This is a genomic window from Zobellia sp. OII3 (assembly GCF_002211465.1).
Taxonomy (GTDB): domain Bacteria; phylum Bacteroidota; class Bacteroidia; order Flavobacteriales; family Flavobacteriaceae; genus Zobellia; species Zobellia galactanivorans.
The window spans coordinates 254,458-279,735 of the sequence record NZ_MWRZ01000005.1; the positions used below are offsets into that span (position 1 = coordinate 254,458).

Here is a 25,278-nt window from a genome sequence, read left to right on the forward strand (position 1 = left end):
TTCGCTAAAATAAAAGACATATGTTCGGATTAAGTACTATCGACCTAGTGGTAATTGTGGTCTATTTTGTGGTAATCATAGGGATTGGTATCAGGTCTATGTTAAGAATTAAGAATCAGGAAGATTTTTTTCTAGGAGGGAGAAAATTTGGAAAGATCGTGCAGATTTTTGCCACCTTTGGCCAAGCAACAAGTTCTGATACCGGCCCGTCTGTTGGTACAGCTACATTTAATAATGGAGCGGCCGGCGTATGGGCCAATTTGTTGATGCTTTTTAGTACGCCCCTATTCTGGTTTATAGGGCCTTGGTATAGAAGGATGAGGTGTACGACCTTGGCCGATTTTTACACCGAAAGGTTTACGAGCAAAGGATTGGGGAGAATGTATGCCATTATTTCGAGTATTGGCTTGGGTATATTGCTTTCCCTAGGGTTTATAACCATTATCAAGACTGTATCGGTAATGACCCCGAAAACGTATGAGGAATTTACCTTTGAAGAAAAAGAGGAGTACGGACAGGCCGAACGAATGCGTGTGCTCGAAGCAAAGGATTTTACCACCTTAGACGCTCCTGAACTGAAAGAGCTTACTTATTTACGGCAGTTACAACCCGAAAAATCGTTTTCCCACATCAATAAGTATTGGTTGGTATTCATCATCGTGGTCATTGTGGCCGGCTATTCTATGATGGGAGGGCTCGAAGCGGCATTCTTAAGTGACCTTATTCAAGGGGTTTTTATCATATTCCTCTCTATAATGCTCGTTCCCTTTGCTATTATGGCCATCAACGATAAATACGGCGATACCGGTGTGATGGGGGCTTTGACCCGTATGCACGACAACCTCCCCGAGAGCTTTTTTGAAATTTTTGGTTCTCCATATTCATTGGATTTTACATGGTACTATATAGCGGCCTTATCGATTATGGCCATCATAAATACCTGTGCGCAGGCCAACACCTTTGTGACTCCTAGCGCTGCCAAAGATGAATACTCGGCAAGGGTAGGGTTGACCTTTGGATCGTACCTCAAAAGGATTACCACGGTACTATGGGGTTTTACGGCCCTACTTATAGTGTTCTTATATGCCGATGAGATTACCGATCCCGATAAAATATGGGGGTATGCTTCCTTTAAATTGTTGGGCTCGGTCAATATGGGACTTGTGGGATTAATGATTGCTAGTTTAATGGCGGCGCTAATGTCTACGGCCGCCACGCTTATGATTACGACTTCAGGTTTGCTTACCAATAATGTATATCGACCTTATTTTCCGAATAAAAGTGAACGCCACTATGTAGCCATAGGACGCATATTGGGAAGTCTGGTTATCGTTGCCGCGGCTGGCATTACCCTTTTAAATGACAATCTGTTTCAAATCATGAAATTGTGGTGGGAATTTGGGGTAATATTTTCAGCAGGGTTTTGGATGGGTATTTTGTGGCGCAAGACCAGCCGCCTTTCTGTCAAGGTCTCTATTATTTCTACTTTTTTGGTATTCTTTGGAATACCGATACTAATTAATTTAATAAATCCCGACATTAAGGAAGATCTTTACTTTTTAAAGACCACCTCCGAAAAATTCGAGATACGCACCTATTTTGCAAAGGAGTCGGACGTAGAAAGCAGAAAACAGGAAATAGCGGCTTGGAAAACCGATCACATTGGCGATAGACCTGAAGAACTAATAGTGGGGCAGGAGTTTGTCAAAAAGTTTAAACTGCCTAGTAAGTCTATCTTTTGGAGTACGGGCATAAAAATTGATAAAGAGGGTAAGCCTGTTGGCACGGGTATGATCAATCCCGAACTCTTACTTCTTGATAAAATGGGCTTCGCCCTAGAAAATAATTCTTATTCCTTGAACGAAACCTTGAGAATTTTGATTCGGATGAGTTTTCCATTTTTATTGATCATTTTGATCAGCTCTATTTTTCCCCGAAAAGAAGATGAGGAGTATAATATTAAAAGGTTCTATGCGAAAATGAAAACCCAAGTAGGGGAAACCAAGGAGGAGGATGAAATGAAATTGGAGTGGTCTTATGCCCATATGACTGACTGCAATGAAACCAAATTGTTCGGGCCCGATTCCAATTGGGAATTTACCCGATGGGACCGTACCGATGGGGTAGGCTTTATTGCGGCCTGCGGTTTTGTTCTCGTGGTTTTGGCCTTGTTGTACTTCTTGGTGAATTTGGGAGGTTAAGCTAGTTCGTACCATAAAGGAAGGCCTAAACGGGGCGGTAAAGGAATACCCGTCAAGATTCTATAGGGAACCAGAATATTATAAAGTAAAAAAATATAAGAACATGTCAAAAGAATTGTTTGACCTGACCGATAAAATAGCCTTGGTCACAGGAAGTACGCACGGATTGGGAATGGCTATGGCCAAAGGTCTTGGACTGTCAGGGGCGACTATTGTAGTGAATGGGAATTCTTCCCAACAGAAGATCGACGATGCGGTGGCATATTATAAAAGTGCCGGTATACGGGCCTTCGGATTTAAATTTGATGTTACCGATGAAGCAGAGGTGAAAGATGCCGTAGGGCGCATTGGGAAAGAGGTCGGTAATATTGATATTTTGGTCAATAATGCGGGCATTATAAAAAGAACACCTTTGGAAGCCATGGAAGTGGCCGATTTCAAACAGGTCATCGATGTGGACCTTGTGAGTCCTTTTATTGTATCAAAGCATGTGGTAAAGGGAATGATTGCCCGAAAGCAGGGAAAGATCATCAATATCTGCTCTATGATGAGCGAATTGGGAAGAAACACAGTAGGTGCGTATGCGGCGGCCAAAGGGGGGCTTCAAATGTTGACAAAGAATATGGCTACGGAATGGGCCAAGCACAATATACAGGTAAACGGGATAGGACCGGGTTATTTTGCAACTGCTCAGACAGCCCCTATTCGCGTAGACGGACACCCTTTCAACGATTTTATAATTAACCGAACCCCTGCGGCAAAATGGGGAAACCCCAAAGATCTTTCAGGAGCGGCTATATTTCTGGCCTCCCAGGCAAGTGATTTTGTAAATGGACATATCTTATACGTAGATGGTGGGATTTTGGCCACCATAGGAAAACCAATCGGTGAAATTTGACCTCACTTTAATTACACCTTCCTGATTTCGCCAAGAACAAATGAGGGATAAAATAATGTGCCGAGATAAAGGTCTGGAATAAGTGAAAAAGAGCCGCCAATATTAGGTTCGTGTTCTTTGGCGAATAACTTATGTTTTAAAATATAATTCCAAACCATAAAAGGGCTAAAGAAATTAAAACCGTATAGGGTCGCTCACTAGAAGTTACTTCATTAGCTTCCCCGTTCCCAAGTCAATGCTGAATTGAACTGAAGGCTCCCCTTGCATTTGTTTTTTGAAAATGGCGGCAAATTGCTTTAAGCTACTTTTTCCTTCATTTTCTGACCATTTTTTCAATAGAAATTGATATGCTTTTAAGCGCACGGCATCTATATCCCGTTTGGCGAGTTCGTCCCCGTTTTTAAATTTGTAAAAGTCAACGATAAGGTCGGCGCCTTCCCAACCAATGAAGTCCTGTTTTGTAAGTCCCACTTCCTGTAATTGGGTTACAAGGTTTTCTTCACGCTCCAAAACGGTCAATAGTTCCCACCCCCTCCTGTTCAATAGCTGCTGGGTGAGTTCTTCGGGCCAATCCGTAGGTATGAATCTTAGTCGTATCAATTCCTGTAAATGCATTTGGGTATACGCTAGATACGAAGTGGAGGAGAGTATCTTTTTCTTCCATAAATCATTGGCAATATCGGAAGCTAAAAAAGCATATTCTTTTTCATATGTACCAAAGAATGTATCGTATCCTTTTACCTCGTCCAACACTACGGTTTCGACCTCAAGTTGGTCATTTTTCACTGTAATTATTTTATAAGCGGGTACATAGGCAGCTAAAGACGGACTCTGAATATTTACCAAGGTATGGCCTTCCGCCGTGGTTATTACCCCTGTGTCGTTTATATGCATATGGCCGCCTACATGTATTTTCAGCCCCGCATTGGCAAAGGTTTTGCCGACCAATTGAGAGGGGATACGGTGTGCCTGAAAGGCTTTTTTGCCGAATAGGGCTTTGATGTCTTCTGAAGCGCCATCATTAAAATCTACCATAGGGTAATGGCTAAAAGCGATTAAGGTTTTACCTAGTCTATCGGCCTCTTGTACCACCTTTTCCGTCCAACGTATGAGATGTTTTTTGTGCGTGAGCACTTCGTTATACCCGATTCCTGCGCCACTAAAACCACTGCTGTTTTCTTTGGGCAGATATACATTGGCATCTAGGGCCAACAACCAAAGTCCGTCTACAGGCTCTACCAAGTAACTCACATCTGGTAAGGCCACCTCCGCAACATCTAAATTATAAGTTCTACGTTTTAGGCCGGAAGCTTTCTTGGCCTTCTCAAAACCATAATCTTCATAGGCATATTCAGAAAAGGGAGTGGACCAAAAACGATAATCTCTCTTTGGAAAAAAACCGTGATGCTTCAACTCTTGAACCATATCCGCATAACCCCATTCTTTTAAATCGGTCACCACTTGGGTCGGGTTTTGAGATTTTTTATCCGCCTTATATTTACCGACTTCGCTCATGAGCGGTTGCGCTTTGCCATTGGCTCCTAAAAAATCGCTTTTACCGCCTTCCTCACCAAAAGGGGTGGTCGGGTCGTGATTTCCGTTAATGAGAAAGAAGGAAATACCGTGCTCCTCGGCATATCGGTCTAGTATTTCCCCCAAACCTTTAATGTGCAAGGGCTGGCCGTCATCACTAAAATCACCGGGTAAGGCAATGGTTTTGATTCCTTTTGCTACGGCATCGTCCAAAGCGGCGAAAAATGCAAAATAATTCTCGTTGAAAAGTCGGGTGGAATGCAATTGGGCATTCATTGTCCTAAGTAAGGTACTCCGGTTATGTATACTATCGTAAATACCTTTATAGTCACTTCCTTCCAAATTCGGATAAACGTCCGCGAAATGGACATCCGCAATAAAGGCGACCTTGATTTCTTTCTGTGGGATTTCTTTTTGGGACGGCTCCGCCTTACATCCACATAAAATGAAAACCAACAGGTATGGCACTATGTTTCTAAGCATTTTGCTTACTCTGGGGTTCTTTCGTAGGTGTTGTTCTCAAAACTAACTTTATAATCGGACTTAAAAAAAGTGCTGGGCAGGTAATAATCGGTAGTGATAACCTGCGCACCGGAGGCCTTTGCTTTTTCAAATCTGCCGTAGTCGTTTTCCCTGGCTTCCTTGGTGTCGGCATCGGCACGTGTACGGACCATATAGCCTAAGTCTACCAACTTCTTAATCTGATCAAAATTCTCTACAGGGTCGTTTATGATCCGAAAGGCGGCAGTAGGGTTTCCTTCTTCTTGGTTGACAAATAGGGTCGCCCCTTTTAAATTTGGAAAACGGGACAAATACGCATCTATTTTTTCCGTCCCTTCATCCAAAACAAATAAAAACCGATTCTGAACTTTGTTCAGCTGTGGCCAACCCTGTTGTAAGACCGCTTCCTCCAAGGTATCGAAATTACCTCGAACCAAATCAGGTGTTACCAACCTTTCCTGGGAAAATACGGCAGCTATTTCCGTATTTAAATTTTGTAGAGCTTCGGCATCAAACTTTAAGGGATTTCTGGTCTGTGGTATTTCGCTATCCTTGGTGTTGATGGTGACGATTATCGGGAGATGCCCTTCATTGGCGTCGGACCAGGCTTTTAATTCCTCCAGAGCGTTCTTAAACAATAATTGATGGCTTCTAAAATCTATCTCTTGGATATGAAAAACTTTTAGCCCAGGTGTTTTCAACTTTTGTTCCGTATCGAAAGGTTTCGGCTCGGAACCCATAGATTTTATGATTTCCAATCCTTTTGGGTTGGAATAGTGACCGCCTTTGGGGTCGTGAAAAACGTCGAGTTCCAGGCCACGGAGCCCTAGGTCCAATTGTTTCGACAGGGGGATATGTCCGTATTCCAGACCGCTCATAGCAGGGTTTTTTTGCCACAGATAATCGAATAAAGGTTTTTCTATTGCAATTTTATAGCTGTTATGGCTACCGATGACCTGAAAGTCGTTCATCTTTGATTTTTCTTTATTGTTCGTAACACAATCCTTAAAAAACAGAGAGGTCAAGATTACGGATAGTACGATGTAAAATGTTTTCATATGGGTATGATAAATAGGTATTTCCTTTAATTTTTGAGCTTGATCAAATATAGATGGAAAAAAGGCGGCAAGAAATCAACTTCCTTGCCGCCATCTTTTTTTTTCCATTTTTTGGAATTAGTATCCTGGGTTTTGCTCTAAGAACCCTGCTTCGCTTGAAGCGCCGTCCATTGCTTTTTGAGGAATGGGGAACAATCTTTTGTTTACGTCGGTATCGGTCTTTCCGGTCCAACTTCCTTCGTATTTTCCAAAACGGATTTGGTAGTTTCTTCTAAACCCTTCCCAATATAACTCAAATCCGGATTCACGGAACAAAATATCCAAATCGATATGGTCCAATGGTTGTGGGATTTGTTCTGGCCGGGCAGTTCTTGAAGTTCTCAAAGTGTTGATGTCGGTCAACGCACCAGCGGCATCACCCTTTCTTAACTTCGCTTCGGCACGCATCAGATATATTTCGCCCAAACGGATCAAAACCAAATCTACACTACTGTTCGTACAACAGTTTGGGGCGGTATGACTGAACTGGTATTTAGAGAATCTATACCCTGTATTGTGTAAACTGCCCTCATCGGTAAAGTCCACTTTAAGGGTATGGTCTACATAACGGATATCGGCACCGCTACTTCTTTTATTGATAACCGGATAAATACGCACTTTTCCATCGTCGCAAGTTAAAATATTACCTCCGTCATCTTTTCTAGGCCCCCAAATGATGCCCCTGATTATTCCGCGATCCACTTCAAACTGCTCGGCCTCTACACAATAGTAGTGTTCCGAATCGTTTGTTGGGTTTACCCCTGTAAGGTCTTGAAGTTCTTCGGGAATAATAGTATTGGTTTGAGAGAAGCGGGCATCGGCATCGGCAGGGTCTACATCGCCATAGGCATCTACCCACGTCTGGTAAAAATCTGAAGTAGCTGCTACCGCATCGGTACCACGGGTACTAGGAAATTCAGGTCTTGGGATCTGATCGCCAGACATAGACCAATAGGCCCACCGGCTATGCTCTGTTTGAAGAACCCCTCTTTGGTCTAAGGCGAATATAAGCTCGGGGTTGCTATGGTTGTCATCATTGAACAATTCAAAATATTCGGGAGACAGGGCATAGGGGCCGGCAATGATATCGTTGGTATAGGCAATCACCTTGTCCATGTCCTCGCTTTTAAAATCCGGTGTTCCGTAAGGATCCCGGTATACGGCGGCGTTCAAATACAAACGGGCCAATAAGGCCTTTACTGCAGCTTTGTTCAGCCTGCCCGGGCCTTTATCGTCGTTGATGAGGTCTACGACGGATAAAAGTTCACTTTCGATATAGTCTATGGCTTCTTGGGCCCTTAAAATTTCAGAAATTTCATCAGAACTGGTTTTCTTGAATACCAGGCCCCAGTTATCAAGGGTAAGCATATTGAGGTATGCTTTCATGGCGATCATTTCATACAATGCGGCTTGAGCTTCCGCATCACCGGCTTCCGCTTCGGGTCGTAGTCTTTCCTCTGCCAAAACCGTTCTTGAAATGGTCAAGGTAATATTTGTCCAAGCATCGGATACCAAACCGTTACCGGGCGTCATAAGGTGCTGGTGAACCGCAATAAATTTACCACCATCAAACCAATCCGTGCCACCACGGTAGGGAAGAATACCTTCGTCAGAAGCCACTTCTTGAAGGCCAAAATTGACCGTATGGTACCATACGGCGCGTAGATTTCCGTATACCGGGGCTATGGACCCACTCACCACTTCGGCCTCGCCGGTTCCGGTGAGCGACTCATCAAGGATTTCTTCTTCTAAATCCGTACAGCTGAAGAATGCAAATAACATTACCGCTATGGGGAGTGCTCTGTTAACTATTCTATTTTTCATAGTATTCTATTTTTCTAAATGATATTAAGGCTATCTCTTGTTTTCTTCTTAGAAGGTTACGTTAAGACCAACCATAAACGTTCTTGCTTTTGGATATGTAAAACGGTCGATTCCGAAAGTTTGAATTCCTGCTTCCGTGGTCCCGGTGTTTACTTCTGGGTCGAAGCCTGAATAATCGGTAATTACGAATAGGTTTTGCCCTGTTACGGAAAAACGGATGTTCTGAAATGCATCGCCAAACCCGATTTTATCGGGACTAAGATTGTATGACAAGGTAGCATTGTTCAGTCTTAGGAAAGAACCATCCTCTAGGTAACGGGTGGAAACGGTATTGGAATTGTTGGGTGATTCATTTGCATATTCCGTAGCAAAATCCGTAGAGTTATTGGAACGGGACAATTGGGCCTTGCTAAAAAGCGTCATAGTGGTATGGTTGTAAATCTCGTTGCCCGATACCCCGTTGAAGTTTAAACCTAGATCGAAGGCTTTGTATTTGAAGTTTAGGTAAAAGGCATAGATCAAATCGGGAATTGCACTTCCGACCACGCTACGGTCGTCGTCCAAAACTTCGCCATCGCCGTTAATGTCTTTGAATCGGTTCAGTCCGTTCTCGTCTATCCCATCAAATGTCAACATGTAGAAGGCACCAATGGATTCATTGTTGATGTACCCGTTTATGGTGGCATCCGTTTGGCCTGAACCTTGGGCGGCGCCTGTTGTCAGTACGGAATAGGGCGAGTCTTTTACTTCGTTTTGGATATAGGTGATGTTCCCTCCAATGTTATAAGAGAAGTCGTTTTCAGAATTGCTGCTATAATCCAAGCCCAGTTCTACACCGGAGTTATAGATTTTCATATCCTCAATATTGTTCCAATAGGTAGACGTGGGTTCAACGGGATCTGCAGGAACGACCTCCAATAAAATATTGGAAGATTTTTTGTTGAAGTAATCTAAAGTACCGGTCAACTGGTAATCAAAAAGGGCGAAATCGATACCTAAATCAATTTGAGTCGATACTTCCCATTGTAAGTTAGGATTGGCCAAACGGGTATATACAATTCCGTAAGGATAGCCATCGATAGAGTTGGCATCGGTATCGATTGGGTAGGTATTTAAACTTTCGCTTCCTGTTATCAGTCTATCTTCCGCAAAACTCGCTTTTGTAATCTTCGAGGGAATCTCTTGGTTCCCCGTTCGTCCCCAACTGGCTCGTAACTTTAGGTTGTTGAAAACCGAGTTGGCCATAAAATCTTCGTTGCTGATGTTCCATCCCAGGGCAAAGGAAGGAAAGTATCCGTATTTGTTGTTCTCGCCAAATTTTGAAGAACCATCGGCTCGAAACGTAGCGGTAGCCAAATATCGGTCATCGTAAGTGTAGTTCAACCTCCCGAAGAAAGACTGTAGTTCGTTCTTAACGGCGGAAGCACTCACCGAGGTCGGGTATTCGTCCGTGCTGGTCTGATCTTGGTACTTGGGCTCTATATTGTTATTGGCGAAACCGCGGTATGAAAATTGTCTGGCTTCGTCCAGAAATTTTTGGTACGAATGTCCTGCCAAAAGAATTACATTGTGTTTGCCTTGGTTCCAGTTATACGTAAGGGTATTTTCTACCAATTGATTGGTGTTCGTCCTGATATAGCTCTCCAGGGAACCATCGGATACATTGGACTCGTTTACGACCGAAGGAAACGGTTTGTACTGTTTATCCCTGTTGGTAGCGGAATAATCAACACCTAGGTTCATTTTATACACCAAACCGTCTACGATAGTTACCGATGGGGAAATGCTCGCCAAGATACGGTTGTTCATGGCCGTGTCACTATATAGGTCGTTTCGTAAAACCGGATTCAACGCGTTGGTGTTCAGCAAGGTCGGTTCACCGTTAGTGTAGGGGGCTATGGTAGGGTTGAGACTCAACATATCACTGATTGTGGACGAAATGTCCGGTCTCAGGTTTTCCGTGTGGGAAGCGGTAATATTATAATCGATACTCAATTTGCCATCAAAAGCTTTTTGGTTCATATTGAGTTTTCCCGAATACCGCTTGAGTTCACTGTTTTTCAAAATTCCTTCTTGGTCTTGGTATCCTGCCGAGGCGAAATACGAGAACTTTTCGCTGGTAGCCCCGCTCATGGAGAAATTCACATTTTGGGTTAGACCGGTTTGCGTCAGTTCATCTTGCCAATCGGTGTTTGCACCGAAATCTTCAAGGGTTCCCCCTGCGGCAGCTACTTCCCTTCGGAAATCATCGGCACCGAATACGTCGATCGTATGGGCGATGGAAGACATGGCCGTAGAAACGGAAAAGTTCATTTCGGTTTTTCCCGACCTTCCTCTTTTTGTCGTGATCACTACCACCCCGTTCGATGCTCTTGAACCGTATACTGCGGTAGCACTGGCATCTTTTAAGACATCTATACTTTCAATATCGTTGGGGTTCAAAAAGTTCAATGGATTCGTGTCAAAACCTGTAGAAGAATTATCGAGCAGGAAACCATCGACCACATAAAGCGGCTGTGTTCCTGAACGCAGACTACCAATACCTCTTATGATTACATTTTGTGCGGCACCCGGCTCGCCACTTGTAGTGGCAATATTTACACCGGCCATTTTGCCCTGTAAAAGTTCGCCAGGGTTGGCCACCACACCTTGGTTGAAATCTTCACTTTTTACGGAGGCAATGGCCCCTGTAATATCGGACCTTTTTTGAGTACCGTAGCCTACCACCACTACATCTTCCAATTGTGTAGCGTCTGGATCCAATTGTACGTTCAAGTTGTTTTGTCCGTTTACGGCAACTTCTTTTGTAGAGTATCCTAAATAAGAAACTATCAGTACGGCATTCTGTGAAGCACTGATTTTATAGTTGCCATCAAAATCGGTTGTGGTACCGTTGGTCGTACCTTTTTCTAATACGGTAGCACCGGGTAAGGGGGCACCTGTTTCATCGGTAATGGTACCGGAAACGGTTTGCTGCACCGGAGACAATCCTTCGTTAACGCCTTTTGTAACGGTTAGGCTGGGGGCAACTGACATTTTAGCGAATGAATGGGAGTTGTTGGAGGCAAATCCAGCCCATGTAACCAAGCATGCCGAAGCACAGACGATTTTAGAAAATCGGGTTTTTGAATACATAAAGTTTAGTATTGGGTTATCGAGAATGTCTCGGGGTTTATTTATCGGAGCCCAAAATGAAAGCTCTTTTTACGAGCCCAAAACTATTCTATTTGGAGAGCGGCATAGTTAACGGAGCTTTAGCAATACATTAACAATACCCTAAATTTTAACGGTTATGTTATGACAATGTAAGGCCGTAGTTTTTGTGGTAATTCCGATTGCGAAAAATCCGACCTTGGTGGAAGGGTGGCTTTGTAGCCTTCGTTTTGGGAAGTACTGGACTGTTGTCAGGGGGCTATGTTGCTGATGGCGTGTGGATTTATGTTGTTGAAAAACAATATTTTGTGTATTTGTTTTTTAAGGAGCACATCACTCCCGTAGGAAGGGGGGTAGATTTGATGTGACCCCCGCTGCCCCTGTTTCGCAGCTTTAAGGGGTAGGACGACAGTATAGGTGTTGTTTAAAGCAATGTGGTATAGAATGGCTGTAGTTTTTCCATCAGCCCTGCCTAGTTGCTATGTCGTTGATTTCCCGTATTAGAAAACGAAGTGTGACGTCCCATGGTTGATGATGTGTTATGTTTTGATAGGGACTCGATTCTCTAGACCAATATCCTTTAGTTTCGCGTATACCCTATTCATGATTACTATCGAAACACGAAGAAATTTGCCGTACATGGCAAAGTTTTTACCTATATGTAGTCGAAAAGTGGGTTTGCGAAGCACACTTTTGTCCTAAAAAAAATGCAATTTATCGGTTTTGGTCCATAACATTTCAGGGCCCTTATTTTTTTCTTCGGGCGTAAGCCTCTTGTGTACAATGCCTTTCCTTCTATAAACAATGCGTTGTTAATAAAAGGCTGAAAAAACAAATTTCAGAACGATGAATCGAGGGAGATATGTTACGACCTTTGTACTTCTTATTTAGAGCATTCTAACATACAAATCATGGAAATCACACATCTTATTAAGAGGGATTTTACCAAAAAGCCCTTTCAATTACATAAAATAACGGATGCTATTCTGAAAGCTATGAGGGCGGTAGACCATGGCGGCCCGGATGATGCCGAGCGAATAGCCAACAATGTTCATGCCTCACTTCTAGAGCGAAAGGCGCTAGATGAGAATTATCTGCCTACGGTAGAAGAGGTACAGGATTTTGTGGAAAATAGACTCATGGAAGGCGGGTTTTTCGATGTGGCCAAAGGATATATACTATATCGTAACGAGCAGGCCCAAAAGAGAAAACTGAACATTTTTGAAAAGCGTATTAATCTAAAACCTTACGAATACCCACAGTTGTACGAGTATGTACCCGCTATTCGTCATTCGTATTGGATTCATACCGAATTTAATTTTACCAGTGATATTCAAGATTTCAAGACCCGGCTAACGGAGACCGAAAGAAGCGCGATTAAGAATACCATGTTGGCCATCTCACAGATCGAAGTGGCCGTAAAGAGTTTTTGGGGCGATATCTACCATAAGATGCCCAAACCTGAAATAGGCTCGGTAGGGGCGACCTTTGCGGAAAGTGAAGTGCGTCATGCGGATGCTTATTCCCATTTGCTCGAGATTTTGGGACTCAACCCCGAGTTCAAGAATTTAAAGAAAAAGCCCGTTATAATGAAGCGGGTACAGTATTTGGAAACGGCACTTAAAAATGCGAAAAGTGACGACAATAAAGAATATGCGGAATCTATCTTATTGTTCTCCTTGTTTATCGAACACGTTTCCCTTTTCTCGCAATTTTTGATAATAATGGCCTTCAACAAACATAAAAACATGTTGAAAGGTATTTCAAATGTGGTAGAGGCAACATCAAAAGAAGAACAGATCCACGGCGACTTCGGTATTGATATCATTAAAATTATCAAGGACGAAAACCCTGATTGGTTCAATGAGGATTATAATATCATGATTCAGCAAATGTGCCGAGAGGCATTTACGGCTGAAAGCCAAATCGTGGATTGGATCTTTGAAAAGGGCGAACTCGATTTCTTGCCCAAAGATGTTGTCAATGAATTTATCAAGAACCGTTTCAACAATTCATTGACCAGTATCGGAATAGACCCCATATTCGACGTAGACGAAAAACTATTGGCCGAAACCGAATGGTTCGACGATGAAATCATAGGTACCAAACATGGCGATTTCTTCGTAAAGCGCTCGATCAACTATAGCAAAAGAACACAAAGTATAACCAGTGAAGACCTTTTTTAAATGAACGAATTAAACACTACCCAGCAAAACAAAACAACAACTTCTGAGGGCGATCAGCTTATACTCGCTAGAAAGCAAGCCCTTAGAGATCATAAAAAAGAGTCGGACACAGGTTTTGAATGGCTTACCGAACACAGTCGTAATTTCTTGAATTCAGGGTATTTGACCGAAGGTGTAACTCCCGAACAACGTATTCGTGAGATTGCCGATAGAGCGGAGAAATTATTGCAAATGCCTGGGTTTTCCGATAAATTTTACGGGTATATGTCCGAAGGGTTTTTCTCTTTGGCGTCTCCCGTATGGTCAAATTTCGGAAAGGAAAGAGGCTTGCCTATTAGCTGTTTCGGATCACATGTTGACGATGATATGGGGAATATTCTTTTTACCCAATCGGAAGTGGGAATGATGTCGAAACTCGGTGGGGGTACCTCTGGTTATTTTGGTAAGATCAGACATCGTGGTGCTGAGGTTAAGAATAACGGACAGGCTTCTGGTGCCGTACACATTATGCAGCTTTTTGAATCAATGGTCGATGTCGTAAGTCAAGGGTCTATACGTCGTGGTCGCTTTTCACCATATTTGCCGATCGAACATCCCGATATAATGGAATTTTTGGAAATTGGTACCGAAGGGAACCCTATTCAAGAACTTACCCACGGGGTAACAGTAACCAATGCCTGGATGCAGGAAATGATCGATGGCGATGTAGAAAAACGTTCTATCTGGGCCAAAGTATTACAAAGAAGGGGCGAGATGGGATATCCGTACATATTCTTTAGCGATAACGCCAATAATGGGGCGTCGGATGTTTACCGAGATAAGGACTTACCTATCTATGCCAGTAATCTTTGTACCGAAATCATGTTGCCTTCAAACGACAACTGGTCGTTTGTTTGTGTCTTGTCTTCGTTGAACGTGCTTCATTATGAGAAGTGGAAAGATACCGATGCCGTAGAGACCATGGTGTTTTTCTTGGATGCCGTTATTACGGAATTTATTGAAAAATTGGAAAGGTATCGCGACTCCGATAGCCGTGAAGACCGACAGACCTTTCTCTTTATGGAACGTGCCTATAATTTTGCCAAAGACAACCGTGCCCTTGGTTTGGGTGTCCTAGGATGGCATTCGCTGTTGCAGTCCAAGAGATTGGCCTTTAATAGTCAAGAAGCATATAACTTGAACAGTGAAATATTCAAGAATATAAAAGAAAAATCGTACCAAGCTTCTGAGGCTTTGGCCGATAAATTTGGCGAACCGGCCATTCTTAAGGGCTATGGTAGAAGAAATACCACCCTTAATGCCATTGCACCGACCACTTCTTCGGCCTTTATCTTGGGTCAAGTTTCACAAGGTATCGAGCCTATCTGGTCGAATATTTACGTAAAGGATATCGCTAAGGTCAAAACAACGATTAAAAATCCTTTCTTATTGGAATTGTTGGAAGAGAAGGGAATGAATACCACCGAAATATGGCGTAGTATTCGTGAACGGGACGGATCGGTACAGCACTTGGACTTTTTATCGGAAGAGGAAAAGGATGTGTTTAAAACGTATTCGGAAATAGACCAATTGGATATCATATACCAAGCGGCCAACCGTCAAAACCACATTGACCAAGGACAATCGGTGAATATCATCGTACACCCCGATATGCCCGTAAAGGAAATCAATAAGATTCACGTTACGGCATGGAAACTTGGGTTAAAATCACTCTACTATCAACACAGTATGAATGCGGCCCAAAAATTTAAGCAGAAAAAAGAATGTGCGAGCTGCGAAGCATAAACGATAAAATGGGCGGTGCGTTAGAATATGCCTTTTTAAAACCGCTATCGGTAGTTCAAGAACAAAGGCAAGCCAAGATTACCCTTAAGTCAATGTAGTTCGGATTTCTTTTGAGGTAGTAAGGGCAACGTAACAAACGCAAATGATTTAAACGGATAAGGGTCGGCCATCAAAGCCGACCTTTATTGTGTTATACCCCTTCGGTAACTTGATTATGACGGTCCGAAACTGTCCTAAGTCAAACCGATTCGGCTTAGTGAACATTAATGCGTATTCCGTTTTATAACTGTGAGTGGATGAAGTTTACATACTCTTCCATAAGGGCGTCATAGAGCATGTCCAAGCGGTGATGAAAATCTTTGGTCATCGGAAAGAGAAAATCTTTAAAGCCGATCTGCAATTGCATTTGCCCGTTGATCTGCCCGTATAAAAAATCGTAATCATAGCACGCCTCATCCTTCGACTCCAATGGTTGGGCGGCAAAATATAACATCCCCAATTTGGTTTTACGATAGGAATATCGCACATCAAATGAAATGGAAGGATAGTGTTTTGTTTATTCAATGAGTGGCGAACCGTCTATAGGCATGTATTCTGGTTTTGGCTTGGTTAAATCTTAAGAACCTGTCCAAAATGTACCATAAATTGAGAAAAAGAAATAGAATATTCGTCTAACGTGCCATATCTAAGACGTAAGTCGGTTCTTGACGAAACGAATAGGTACGTAGGGAAAGCAAACAGCTATTGGAAGAAAAATAAGAGAGGAAATTCCAGCGGATCTAGGTAGTGAAAAACTAATGGATCTTTACGGAAGAATTTCTTCAAGAACCTTCACTGTTAATTATAATTTCATGAATTTAGCCATATATTAAAAAAGGGGAAGGCCGTGCAATGAGCAAAGCTAGTAGTAACCCCCAACATTAACGCATATTTAAACCGTTTCCCCTGTCTTACTTCAATAGCTTTTTCTGTCTGCCGAGATCAATACGGTTCAAAAACCTGCTTTGTACAAGCCTGTTTGCCTTGTCGGCCATGGCCTCCTCCTTGGCACAGGGTTTTGATTATAAGATCAGTGTTCTTAACAATGAACTCAGTATCACGGACAATGTGGCGTCTTCTTTTTACAAGGATAAAAAAGGATTTTTGTGGATCGGTAAGATGGATGGCCTGTATCAATATAACGGCTACGACTATGAGGTCTTTCCGAATACCTTTAATGGTAAAACAGGACTGAGCAATCCTTGGGTAACAAGCCTGAACGGATTACATGACTATTTGGTGGTAGGTACCAAAAACGGGCTAAATCTCTTCAATAAGACCAATCGCAGCTTTGCTTACATTTTTCCGTCGGAAACCAATCCGAAACGAAGTAGTTATATAACGAGTGTAGATATTGGTTTCAATAAAAAGGGAATGTATGTGGGCACGATAAACGGGCTCTTTTGGGTTCTTCTTGACCCCGATGGTTCTTACGTGATTCAAGAAATCGATTTTAAGGGATATAGTGCTACGGCCGATGATCATCCCGAAGTACACCAAATCATTGTCATATCGGAAGGAGTGTTACTACGGACTTCAAAAGGGCTTTTCTTTTTAAGGATAAATTCCCGTGTGGCCGAACCCATGTATGTAGGCTTGGATAAGGGGGAAGGCTTCCTTGAAAACTTAGAGACCTTACATCTTACCAATTCGGGGGAGTTGCTGATCTTTTCAGAGGGTAACACCTATTTTTCCGATTTAGGTATTACCACAGAAGATAATCGTTTATCGATTAAGGCCCAAGCCATTTACGATAAGTACAAAAATTGGCCACGTCCGGTTCAGATCAACAATTTTTTGGAAGATATAAAGGGAAACATTTGGATAGGTACCGAAGGAGAAGGTTTGTTCGTGTACAATAAACAAAATGCAAATTGGAGAAATTACCGGCATAAGATCAATCGGGCCAATGTATTGAAAAACGATTATATAAGAACATTGTATGAAGATCCTTCAGGAATGATCGTGGTCGGTACCGATGCCGGCGTCAGTACCGTTATTACCTTGGATAGTAGGTTTCGTACGATCAATAAAATCGATAAGGAAGGGCAAGCAGGGGCCGACATTATCAACGTTCACGGAATTTTGGAAGATGCCGACCATAATTTATGGCTAGGAACCCGGGGAAAGGGACTTTTCGTACTGAATTCGGAAGAGCAAATACGGGTTGACTCCGATACGAATGGTGCATTGGGGCATGTGAGGTCAATAATTCAGGATAGGGACGGGGCCATATGGATCGGTACACAAGGAGGAATCTTTATCATAGATAAGTTTTTAGGGGGCGATCGTGAACTAAAGGACCATTTTTACCATAAAAAGGCAAGTCTTTTGCCCGGTAAGCGTGTTTACTCGATCTTAGAGGATAAAGATGGGAACAAATGGATCAGTACGGCCGGGGGGTTATACGTGTATAGCGTAGCGGGAAAACTAAAACAGATAACCAACACGGCCATTGCGACCTCCCTCGATAACAAGATCATTTATTCCTTATTGCTTGATAGTAAAGGAACCCTCTGGTTCGGAACACTGAACGGAAGGATAGCCTATTTGGAGTATAAAGACTATGGGATTCAAATTTCAAAATACGGTAACTTGGGTAAGCCGTTGAATTTTAAAATTATCAGGATAGACAAGACCTATAAGAAATACTTTGAGAACTACGAATCTTATAATCTATGTGAGGTTGCCGATAATAAAATAATGGTAGGGACCAATTTTGGAGTTTGTGAAATCGATTTTATAAAGAAGGAAATAAAACCCTTCTTTCCATTGAACAGTTCGTCAGATGTGTTGAACCTTGGTAGGGGCTATGTATATGGTTTATTGTACGATAAAGCCAAGAATACGCTTTGGGCAAGTTCCAATAATGGAATATTCACCTATAATTTAGATACTTCCGAACTGGAACGCTATGGTGTAAAGGATGGTCTGCAATCTTTGGAATTCAATGGCAACTCTGTATATGCCGGTAAGTCGGGTAACTTCTATTTCGGTGGGGCAAATGGCTTGAATAGTTACGATTCGTCAATCGATATCAGTAAAAACGACTATAGGCCGAACCTCGTTTTGACCCGTTTGATCGTCAACAGCAAACCTGTTAAGGTAAATGATGGAAGCCAGATACTGTCCGAAGAAGTATCCTATGCCAAGGGCATTCAATTAAGAGCGAAACAAAATACGGTAGGACTCGAATTTGCATCCTTGCATTTGCCGTATAGCAGCAATAACACCTATAAATGTAAATTGATAGGGGTCGATAACGACTGGCGGTTTTTGGGTAACGAAAGGTCTATTAACTATGCGAACCTTCCCCAGGGCGATTATAGGTTTCATCTTTTGGGCACTAATAATGATGGGGTTTGGAACACCGAGGAACTTGTTTTCGAAATACAGGTATTGCCGGCATGGTATGCCACATGGTGGATGAAACTCTTGTGGTACTTGCTTGCCGCCGGAATCGTTATGGCTTTCGTTTTTGTACTAGTGAAGAACAGGGACAGTAGGAACGAAGTGAAAATACAGGAAATAGAACGGAAAAAACTATCGGAAATTTACGAATCAAAGCTAATATTCTTTACCAATATTTCCCATGAACTGCGAACGCCCCTATCGCTGATATCCGACCCTATTCAGAGTTTGATCCAACAAAAAAGGGCCGATCAAGACAATGAATTACTGGGCATAGTCAAAACCAATGTAGAACGGTTGCGAAGGTTGGTCGACCAAATAATGGATTTTAGAAAATACGAGTACGGGAAATTGGAATTGGATATAAGTGAAGGGGATATAGTCGAGAGTGTTCGGGTCATTAGCCATTCGTTTCTACATGTTTCTAAGATAAAGAATGTTACGTATAAGGTGAAACTGCCTGAGGAACCCTTGTTCATGTTCTACGATCACGATAAGGTAGAGAAGATTTTGTACAACTTATTGTCAAATGCGTTCAAGGCCGTACAAAATGGGGGACAGGTAAAAGTATCGATTGGGGCTTTGAGTACAAAAAAGAAAAGGTTTGGAGGGAAAAAATATAAACTCATCTGTGGGGAAAGGGAATATCCAGATCCCGATAACCATATTTTTTTGAAGGTAGAGGACAATGGTGTTGGAATTTCCAAGGAACATGTACAAGATGTTTTTGATCGTTTTTACCAAGACGATACCACAAATTCAGGAACGGGCATAGGCCTATACATGGTCAAACAACTGGCTGAATTGCACTTTGGCTCCGTTTTGTTGAAAACGAGGCATAATAAAGGGGCCTCTTTTGTGGTGCTCCTTCCAAAAAACAAAGATTTGTACAAGGTCTCAAAAAGGGTGCTGCCCTCGGTCATGCCTCCTGAAGTCGCTATCGAGACATTTCAAGAGCCTGTTCCCGAAGAAGCATTGACCGTTGCTAAGGTAAAAGATTATAGTGTGGCCATTATTGAAGATAATGATGAATTACGAATGTATTTAAAGCGGATCCTGCAAGGTAATTTTAATGTATATACTGCAATTAATGGTGTGGAAGGCGTCGATTTGATTCGGGAAGTGACCCCCGATGTAGTTGTCAGTGATATCTTGATGCCCGAGATGAACGGCCTTGATCTGTGCAAAAGGATAAAAGGTGATTTCGAAACGAGCCATATCCCTATAATTATGCTTACCGCCCGGGCCTTCGATCAGCAAATAGTAGAAGGTATAAATTCGGGAGCCGATGCCTACCTGACAAAACCCTTTAACAAAGATATCTTGATCGCCAAGATCAACAACCTGATCAAAAGCCGTGAAAAGCTTCGTTTGATGTTCCAAAATGCAAAAATCTTAGAGCCGTCGGAAGTGACCGTAACCTCCATAGATGAAAAGCTGTTGTGGAAATTAAAGCAAACCATCGAAGAGAATATACAAGACCAAAACCTGACCTTGGAAAAACTGGCCACTGAGGTTGGGGTCAGTAGGGCCCAGTTGTTTAGAAAAGTAAAAGCTTTAACTGGATTAACCCCGAACAATTTTATAAAATCAATTCGCCTAAAGTATGCGGTCTTGCTTCTTGAGGAAGGAAAATTCCAGATTTCGGAAATTGCCTTTCTTTCCGGATTCAAGGAAGCAAGTTATTTTTCAAGATGCTTTAAAGAGGCCTACGGATGTAGCCCCAAAGAGTACAAAAAAGGCAAATAATGCCTTCCCTCTAAAATCCCTTTTCCATTCTTCACCGGGTGCCGTATAAAGTGTTCCCCCTTCCCAATACCCCTGTTTTTAGGGTGTTTGGTACTATTTTATAAGTATTTGATACGTAGGGATAAGTTTTGAAGCCGATCATTCCGATAATTTTACCCAAAACAAATCCCTTTCTTTTGAAACGTATTTGTGAAGCCCGCTCAAACGGGTTTATGAACCGAGCTAACTTAAAACTTTAAATCTATGAAGAAACAAATTAGGGGCCTGATCTCTAAAGCCAGGGTTGTCGGCTTTTTAATCTGCAGTGTTGCTTTTGCGTATAACGCGAATGCAAACTACAAATCGCCATTCCCGACGGATGCGAAAGACAAAGAAATAACGGGTAACGTTGTAGACGACCAAGGTATACCTTTACCTGGGGCGTCAATCGTGGTCAAAGGTACTATGAAGGGTGCCTCTGCCGATTTTGACGGTAATTTTACACTTCAAGTGCCTGCAGAAGACGCGGTATTGGTAATATCATACTTAGGGTATAAGACCCAAGAGATCAGTGTAGGTTCATCATCCCATATTGTGGTGCAGATGGAGCCTGAGGCCAATTCTCTTGAGGGGGTAATGGTCGTTGGATATGGAAAACAAAAGGTTAAAGACCTTACCGGAAGTGTCGGTTTTGTCAACGAAAGTGTTTTAAAGGAAAGCTCGGTACCTACGGTTTCACAAGCGCTTCAAGGCAAAGTTGCCGGGGTGCAGATTACTGCTGATTCCGGCGAACCGGGAGGAGGCATCGCTGTTAGGATTAGGGGTACGGGTACATTTGGTAACAATGATCCCTTATACGTTATTGACGGATTTCCAACAAAATCGGGCATCAGTTCGGTAAACCCATCGGATATCGCTTCGATTTCCATTCTTAAGGATGCCGCGGCATCTGCCATTTACGGTGCACGAGCGGCCAATGGGGTCATCATAATTACGACCAAAAAAGGGAAGGCCGGTGTGTCTAAGATCAATATTGAGAGCTATTATGGTTTTCAACAAGCGGCCAACCAGATCGATGTATTGAATTCGCACGATTATGTGATGATCACTAAAGAGGCTTATAGAAACTCAGGTCTACCTGACGATGAGTTTTGGGGAGACCCCAGTGAGTACGGTCCAGGTACGGCCAATCCAACCGATACCAATTGGCAAGATGAGGTATTCAGAAATGCGCCTATTCAAAACCACCAGTTTACCTTTTCAGGAGGATCTGAAAAATCAGATTACCTATTGTCGTTAGGGTATTATGGCTTAGAAGGTATTGTCGTGGGAAGTGGATTTGAAAGAATCTCGGCCCGTATCAATGGTAGTACCAAGTTTTCCGAGAAGTTTAAGGTGGGCACCAATCTGTCCTTGACTACCAATACACAAGATGTAGTGCCCGATGACCATTCTTGGACAAGCGTTCTTTTCGGTGCATTACGCGAAAGACCTATGGTGCCTGTCAAGGATGCCAATGGCGATTGGGGAGGAAACATCGGTCCGGCAGAATACGTTGGTGATGGTGGTAACCCATTGCGTTTGGCCTTGTTGAACTACGATAGCAGAAAAAGCTATAGGGTGCTAGGAAATTCGTATTTAGAGTATAAGCCTTTTAAAGATTTTACCTTTAAAAGTTCCTTTGGATATGATTTTCTGTACTCCAAAGGAAAGGATTTCGACCCTACATATACCGAGGGTAGCTCACAGGCCATCCAAAACCAACTCTCCGAAACCTCTTCGATCTATACCACTTGGGTATGGGAGAACACGCTGAACTATACATTCGATTTGGGAGAAGACCACCATTTTGATGTTTTGGCGGGTATTACTAAAGAAGAAAATAGGTACGAAACCTTAAATGCGAGTAGAAAAGACTTTCCCAATAACCAAAAATACATCTGGTACCTAGATGCGGGAACGGGAACAAGGGACAACAGCGGTGGAACTTCGGAATATGCCCTAATGTCTTATTTGGGACGACTTAATTATAATTTTAAAAACCGATATCTTTTTCAAGCCAATGTAAGGCGAGATGGCTCTTCCCGATTTGGTGAGTCTAACCGCTTCGGTACTTTCCCTTCCGTATCTGCCGGATGGATCATGAGTGAAGAAGGTTTCTACGATAATACAAAGACGTTCAACTACGTAAAGCTACGTGCCAGTTACGGTAAATTGGGGAACCAAGATATTTATAGCAACTACCCATGGGCCAATAACCTAGATTTGGTGTACTATCCTTTTGGTACCTCGCAGGCAACCGTGCCGGGTTATGCACCTAATGCCGCATCCAATCCCGATGTTACCTGGGAGACTACGATTCAGAGCAACTTCGGACTTGATCTAAAATTGTTCAATAGTAGTGTTTCATTAACGGCCGATTATTTTATTAAGGATACCGAAGACATGTTGTTGACCTTGCCGGCACCGGCTACCTCGGGTTATTCAACAACGGCCTATACCAATGTGGGGAAGATCAGGAACAGTGGTATTGAGTTGGCGCTAGATTATCAATCGCCTTCCGATAAAGCGTTTACGTACAATATCGGCGGTAACTTTACAAAAATCAGGAACGAAGTGAAAGACCTGGGAAGTGTCGATTATATTTGGAGCGATCAAGCGTACTTAGGAGAACGATGGACCCGTACCGAAGTAGGCAAGCCTATTAGTCAGTTTTTCGGATATGTAGCGGACGGACTATTTCAAAACGATTCCGATGTTACCGCCCATGGAATGCAACCCGATGCCAAACCGGGTGATATTCGCTTCGTAGATGTGAACGAAGATGGTGTTCTTGACGATAAAGACCGTACCTATATCGGTGATCCCAATCCCGATTTTACTTTCTCGGCATATGCACAGACGAATTATAAAAACATAGACTTCAGTGTGCGTGTGTACGGTTCTTACGGGAATGATATTTACAATGGTATGATCCGTCAGGTAGAGACGGCCTCGGAACCTTATAACAAGTGGAGCAATATCTTGAACCGATGGACGGGCGAAGGAACTTCCAATTCTGTGCCAAGGGTGACCCGTGATGATATAAACCAAAACACAAGAAGCTCTTCACGTATGATCGAAGATGGTTCTTTTATAAGGATCAAAAATGTACAGTTGGGCTATTCTTTGCCGAAAAGTGTTTTGGAAAAATTGAAAGTAGACCGCCTGCGCTTTTATATCAGTGCCGAAAACTTGCATACGTTCACCTCATACCGAGGCTATGATCCAGAGATGTACCAGACCAAGGGGTCTAGAACCGACCTTGGTGTCGATAGGGCCAAATACCCTGTTGCGAGTTCTTTGGTGCTGGGCGTAAACTTATCCTTATAATTCAAATAAACGAAACCATGAAGAAATACATATATATCACTTTACTGGCTTTAGGCACATACGCTTGTGACGATTCTTTTTTAGATAAGGAACCCTTGGGTTCATTGAGCGTAGGTACTTTTTATACCAATGAAGAAGAGGCCACACAGGCCGTTAACGCCATTTACGACGGAATTCAGAGCTATACCCTCTATGGAGCCATGTCTATTGTAGAAGACGTACAATCGGACGATGCGGAAAAAGGCGGGGGAGGGCCTTCGGATCAACCGGGTATGGATCAAGTGCAAAAGTTCATTGCATCGGCCGACAACCACATTTTTGTAGACAAATGGAAGGCTTATTTTGTACCTGTATTCAGGGCCAACCTGGCAATTCAAAAAATTCAGGAAATGACCGAAGAGAGCATTGATGCCGATGTTAAAAAAACATTGGTGGCCGAAGCCAAGTTTCTTAGGGCATTCTGTTATTTTGATTTGGTGATTCGCTATGGCGATTTACCTATTGTCACCGAACCGAACAGTCCTGAAGATTATGAGATTTCAAGAAGTCCCGAAACCGAGGTTTGGGCGTTCATCGAAGGAGACCTTACTGCAGCCATGGAAGGGCTGAAAACACCTGAAGGTCTATCTGATAACGATTTGGGCAGGGCTACCGTAGGAGCGGCAAAGGCCCTGTTGGCCAAGTCTTATATCTTCCAGAAAAAGTGGAAGGAAGCAGATCCCCTGCTAACGAGTGTGATCAACGATTACGGCTATGGTCTTTCCGATGATTTTTCCGCCATTTTCGGCATAGGAAACGAAACCAACAAAGAAGTGATTTTTCAAGTAAACTTCCAGACAGGTGGAGCCAGTGACCGTGAAGGATATAACCGTAACGGATGGATGTCTCCTAGGTCTTCCGATATTGATTGGGGTGGAATCGGTTTTATGTTGCCGACCCAAGATTTGGTAGACGAATTTGAACCGGGCGATATCCGATTGGAAGCTTCCGTTCTAAGGGATGGCGATTTATTTAGTGGGGATGTCTATAAAGGAGAATGGTCGCCTACGGGATACAACTGTAAAAAAGGCTTGGTTGCCTTTGACGATTATACGGCGGGAACCCCATATTTTGTCGACAACAATTACGTAGTCATACGTCTAGGGGATATTCTTCTCTTAAAGGCGGAAACGCTGAACGAACTCGATCGTACGGGTGAGGCCGTCAACTTTATCAACCCTATTCGTAAACGGGCCGGTGTTCCGTTAATTGATGGAGGTATTGCTAAAGAGGAAATGCGGGAGGCTATTTACCACGAACGAAGGGTAGAATTGTGTTTTGAGCAAAAACGATATTTTGACCTGGTTCGCTGGGGCAAGGCGGCAGAAGTAATGACCGACAAAGGCTATGCTTTTATAGCGGGCAAGAACGAATTGTGGCCCATACCTCAAAGTGAGATCGATATTAACCCGAATTTGGCACCCAATAACCCGAACTGGTAGTTTGGCAATAGATAAGAATTGAGTTAGTTGTGAGTTGAACGAGAACGCTTTTACTGGTCCGTGGGGCTA

General features: G+C 42.8%; 12 protein-coding genes. 7 read left to right on the forward strand and 5 right to left on the reverse strand.

Annotation, left to right across the window (positions count from 1 at the left end; translation table 11 throughout):
* Nucleotides 1–20 precede the first annotated feature (20 nt).
* Entirely contained in the window at nt 21–2,201 is a 2,181-nt protein-coding gene (locus B4Q04_RS15150; protein ID WP_088697324.1) for a sodium:solute symporter, read from the forward strand.
* Between the two features lie 103 nt (nt 2,202–2,304).
* Nucleotides 2,305–3,099: a gluconate 5-dehydrogenase gene (locus B4Q04_RS15155; protein WP_088697325.1), complete on the forward strand. Its 795-nt coding sequence runs from the start codon at nt 2,305–2,307 to the stop codon at nt 3,097–3,099.
* 204 nt (nt 3,100–3,303) lie between these two features.
* On the opposite strand, the gene B4Q04_RS15160 is transcribed toward B4Q04_RS15155, so the two are convergent.
* The 4 genes from B4Q04_RS15160 to B4Q04_RS15175 form a co-directional block, all read right to left on the reverse strand.
* On the reverse strand, nt 3,304–5,115 hold the full coding sequence (locus B4Q04_RS15160) for a metallophosphoesterase family protein (protein ID WP_088697326.1): 1,812 nt from the start codon (nt 5,113–5,115) through the stop codon (nt 3,304–3,306).
* 5 nt (nt 5,116–5,120) lie between these two features.
* On the reverse strand, nt 5,121–6,191 hold the full coding sequence (locus B4Q04_RS15165; RefSeq protein ID WP_201723405.1) for a phosphatidylinositol-specific phospholipase C1-like protein: 1,071 nt from the start codon (nt 6,189–6,191) through the stop codon (nt 5,121–5,123).
* A 117-nt stretch (nt 6,192–6,308) separates the two neighbouring features.
* Nucleotides 6,309–8,054, reverse strand: a complete 1,746-nt coding sequence (locus B4Q04_RS15170) for a RagB/SusD family nutrient uptake outer membrane protein (RefSeq protein WP_088697327.1) — start codon at nt 8,052–8,054, stop codon at nt 6,309–6,311.
* A gap of 48 nt (nt 8,055–8,102) precedes the next feature.
* Nucleotides 8,103–11,189, reverse strand: coding sequence for a SusC/RagA family TonB-linked outer membrane protein (locus B4Q04_RS15175; RefSeq protein ID WP_088697328.1), 3,087 nt, complete (start codon nt 11,187–11,189; stop codon nt 8,103–8,105).
* A gap of 929 nt (nt 11,190–12,118) precedes the next feature.
* Between B4Q04_RS15175 and B4Q04_RS15185 the strand changes: the two genes are divergently transcribed.
* The gene (locus B4Q04_RS15185; protein ID WP_088697330.1) at nt 12,119–13,393 is read left to right on the forward strand and encodes a ribonucleotide-diphosphate reductase subunit beta; all 1,275 of its coding nucleotides are present in this window, start codon (nt 12,119–12,121) and stop codon (nt 13,391–13,393) included.
* Nucleotides 13,394–15,178: a ribonucleoside-diphosphate reductase subunit alpha gene (locus tag B4Q04_RS15190; protein WP_013991630.1), complete on the forward strand. Its 1,785-nt coding sequence runs from the start codon at nt 13,394–13,396 to the stop codon at nt 15,176–15,178.
* 280 nt (nt 15,179–15,458) lie between these two features.
* On the opposite strand, the gene B4Q04_RS15195 is transcribed toward B4Q04_RS15190, so the two are convergent.
* Nucleotides 15,459–15,671: a hypothetical protein gene (locus B4Q04_RS15195; RefSeq protein WP_088697331.1), complete on the reverse strand. Its 213-nt coding sequence runs from the start codon at nt 15,669–15,671 to the stop codon at nt 15,459–15,461.
* Between the two features lie 539 nt (nt 15,672–16,210).
* Between B4Q04_RS15195 and B4Q04_RS15200 the strand changes: the two genes are divergently transcribed.
* The 3 genes from B4Q04_RS15200 to B4Q04_RS15210 all read left to right on the forward strand — a co-directional run bounded on the left by B4Q04_RS15200 (nt 16,211) and on the right by B4Q04_RS15210 (nt 25,209).
* A complete protein-coding gene (locus B4Q04_RS15200) occupies nt 16,211–20,377 on the forward strand; it encodes a hybrid sensor histidine kinase/response regulator transcription factor (RefSeq protein WP_088697332.1) in 4,167 nt (1,388 codons plus the stop codon).
* 243 nt (nt 20,378–20,620) lie between these two features.
* Nucleotides 20,621–23,728, forward strand: a complete 3,108-nt coding sequence (locus B4Q04_RS15205; protein ID WP_088697333.1) for a SusC/RagA family TonB-linked outer membrane protein — start codon at nt 20,621–20,623, stop codon at nt 23,726–23,728.
* Nucleotides 23,729–23,745: 17 nt separating this feature from the next.
* The gene (locus tag B4Q04_RS15210; protein ID WP_088697334.1) at nt 23,746–25,209 is read left to right on the forward strand and encodes a RagB/SusD family nutrient uptake outer membrane protein; all 1,464 of its coding nucleotides are present in this window, start codon (nt 23,746–23,748) and stop codon (nt 25,207–25,209) included.
* Nucleotides 25,210–25,278: the final 69 nt, after the last annotated feature.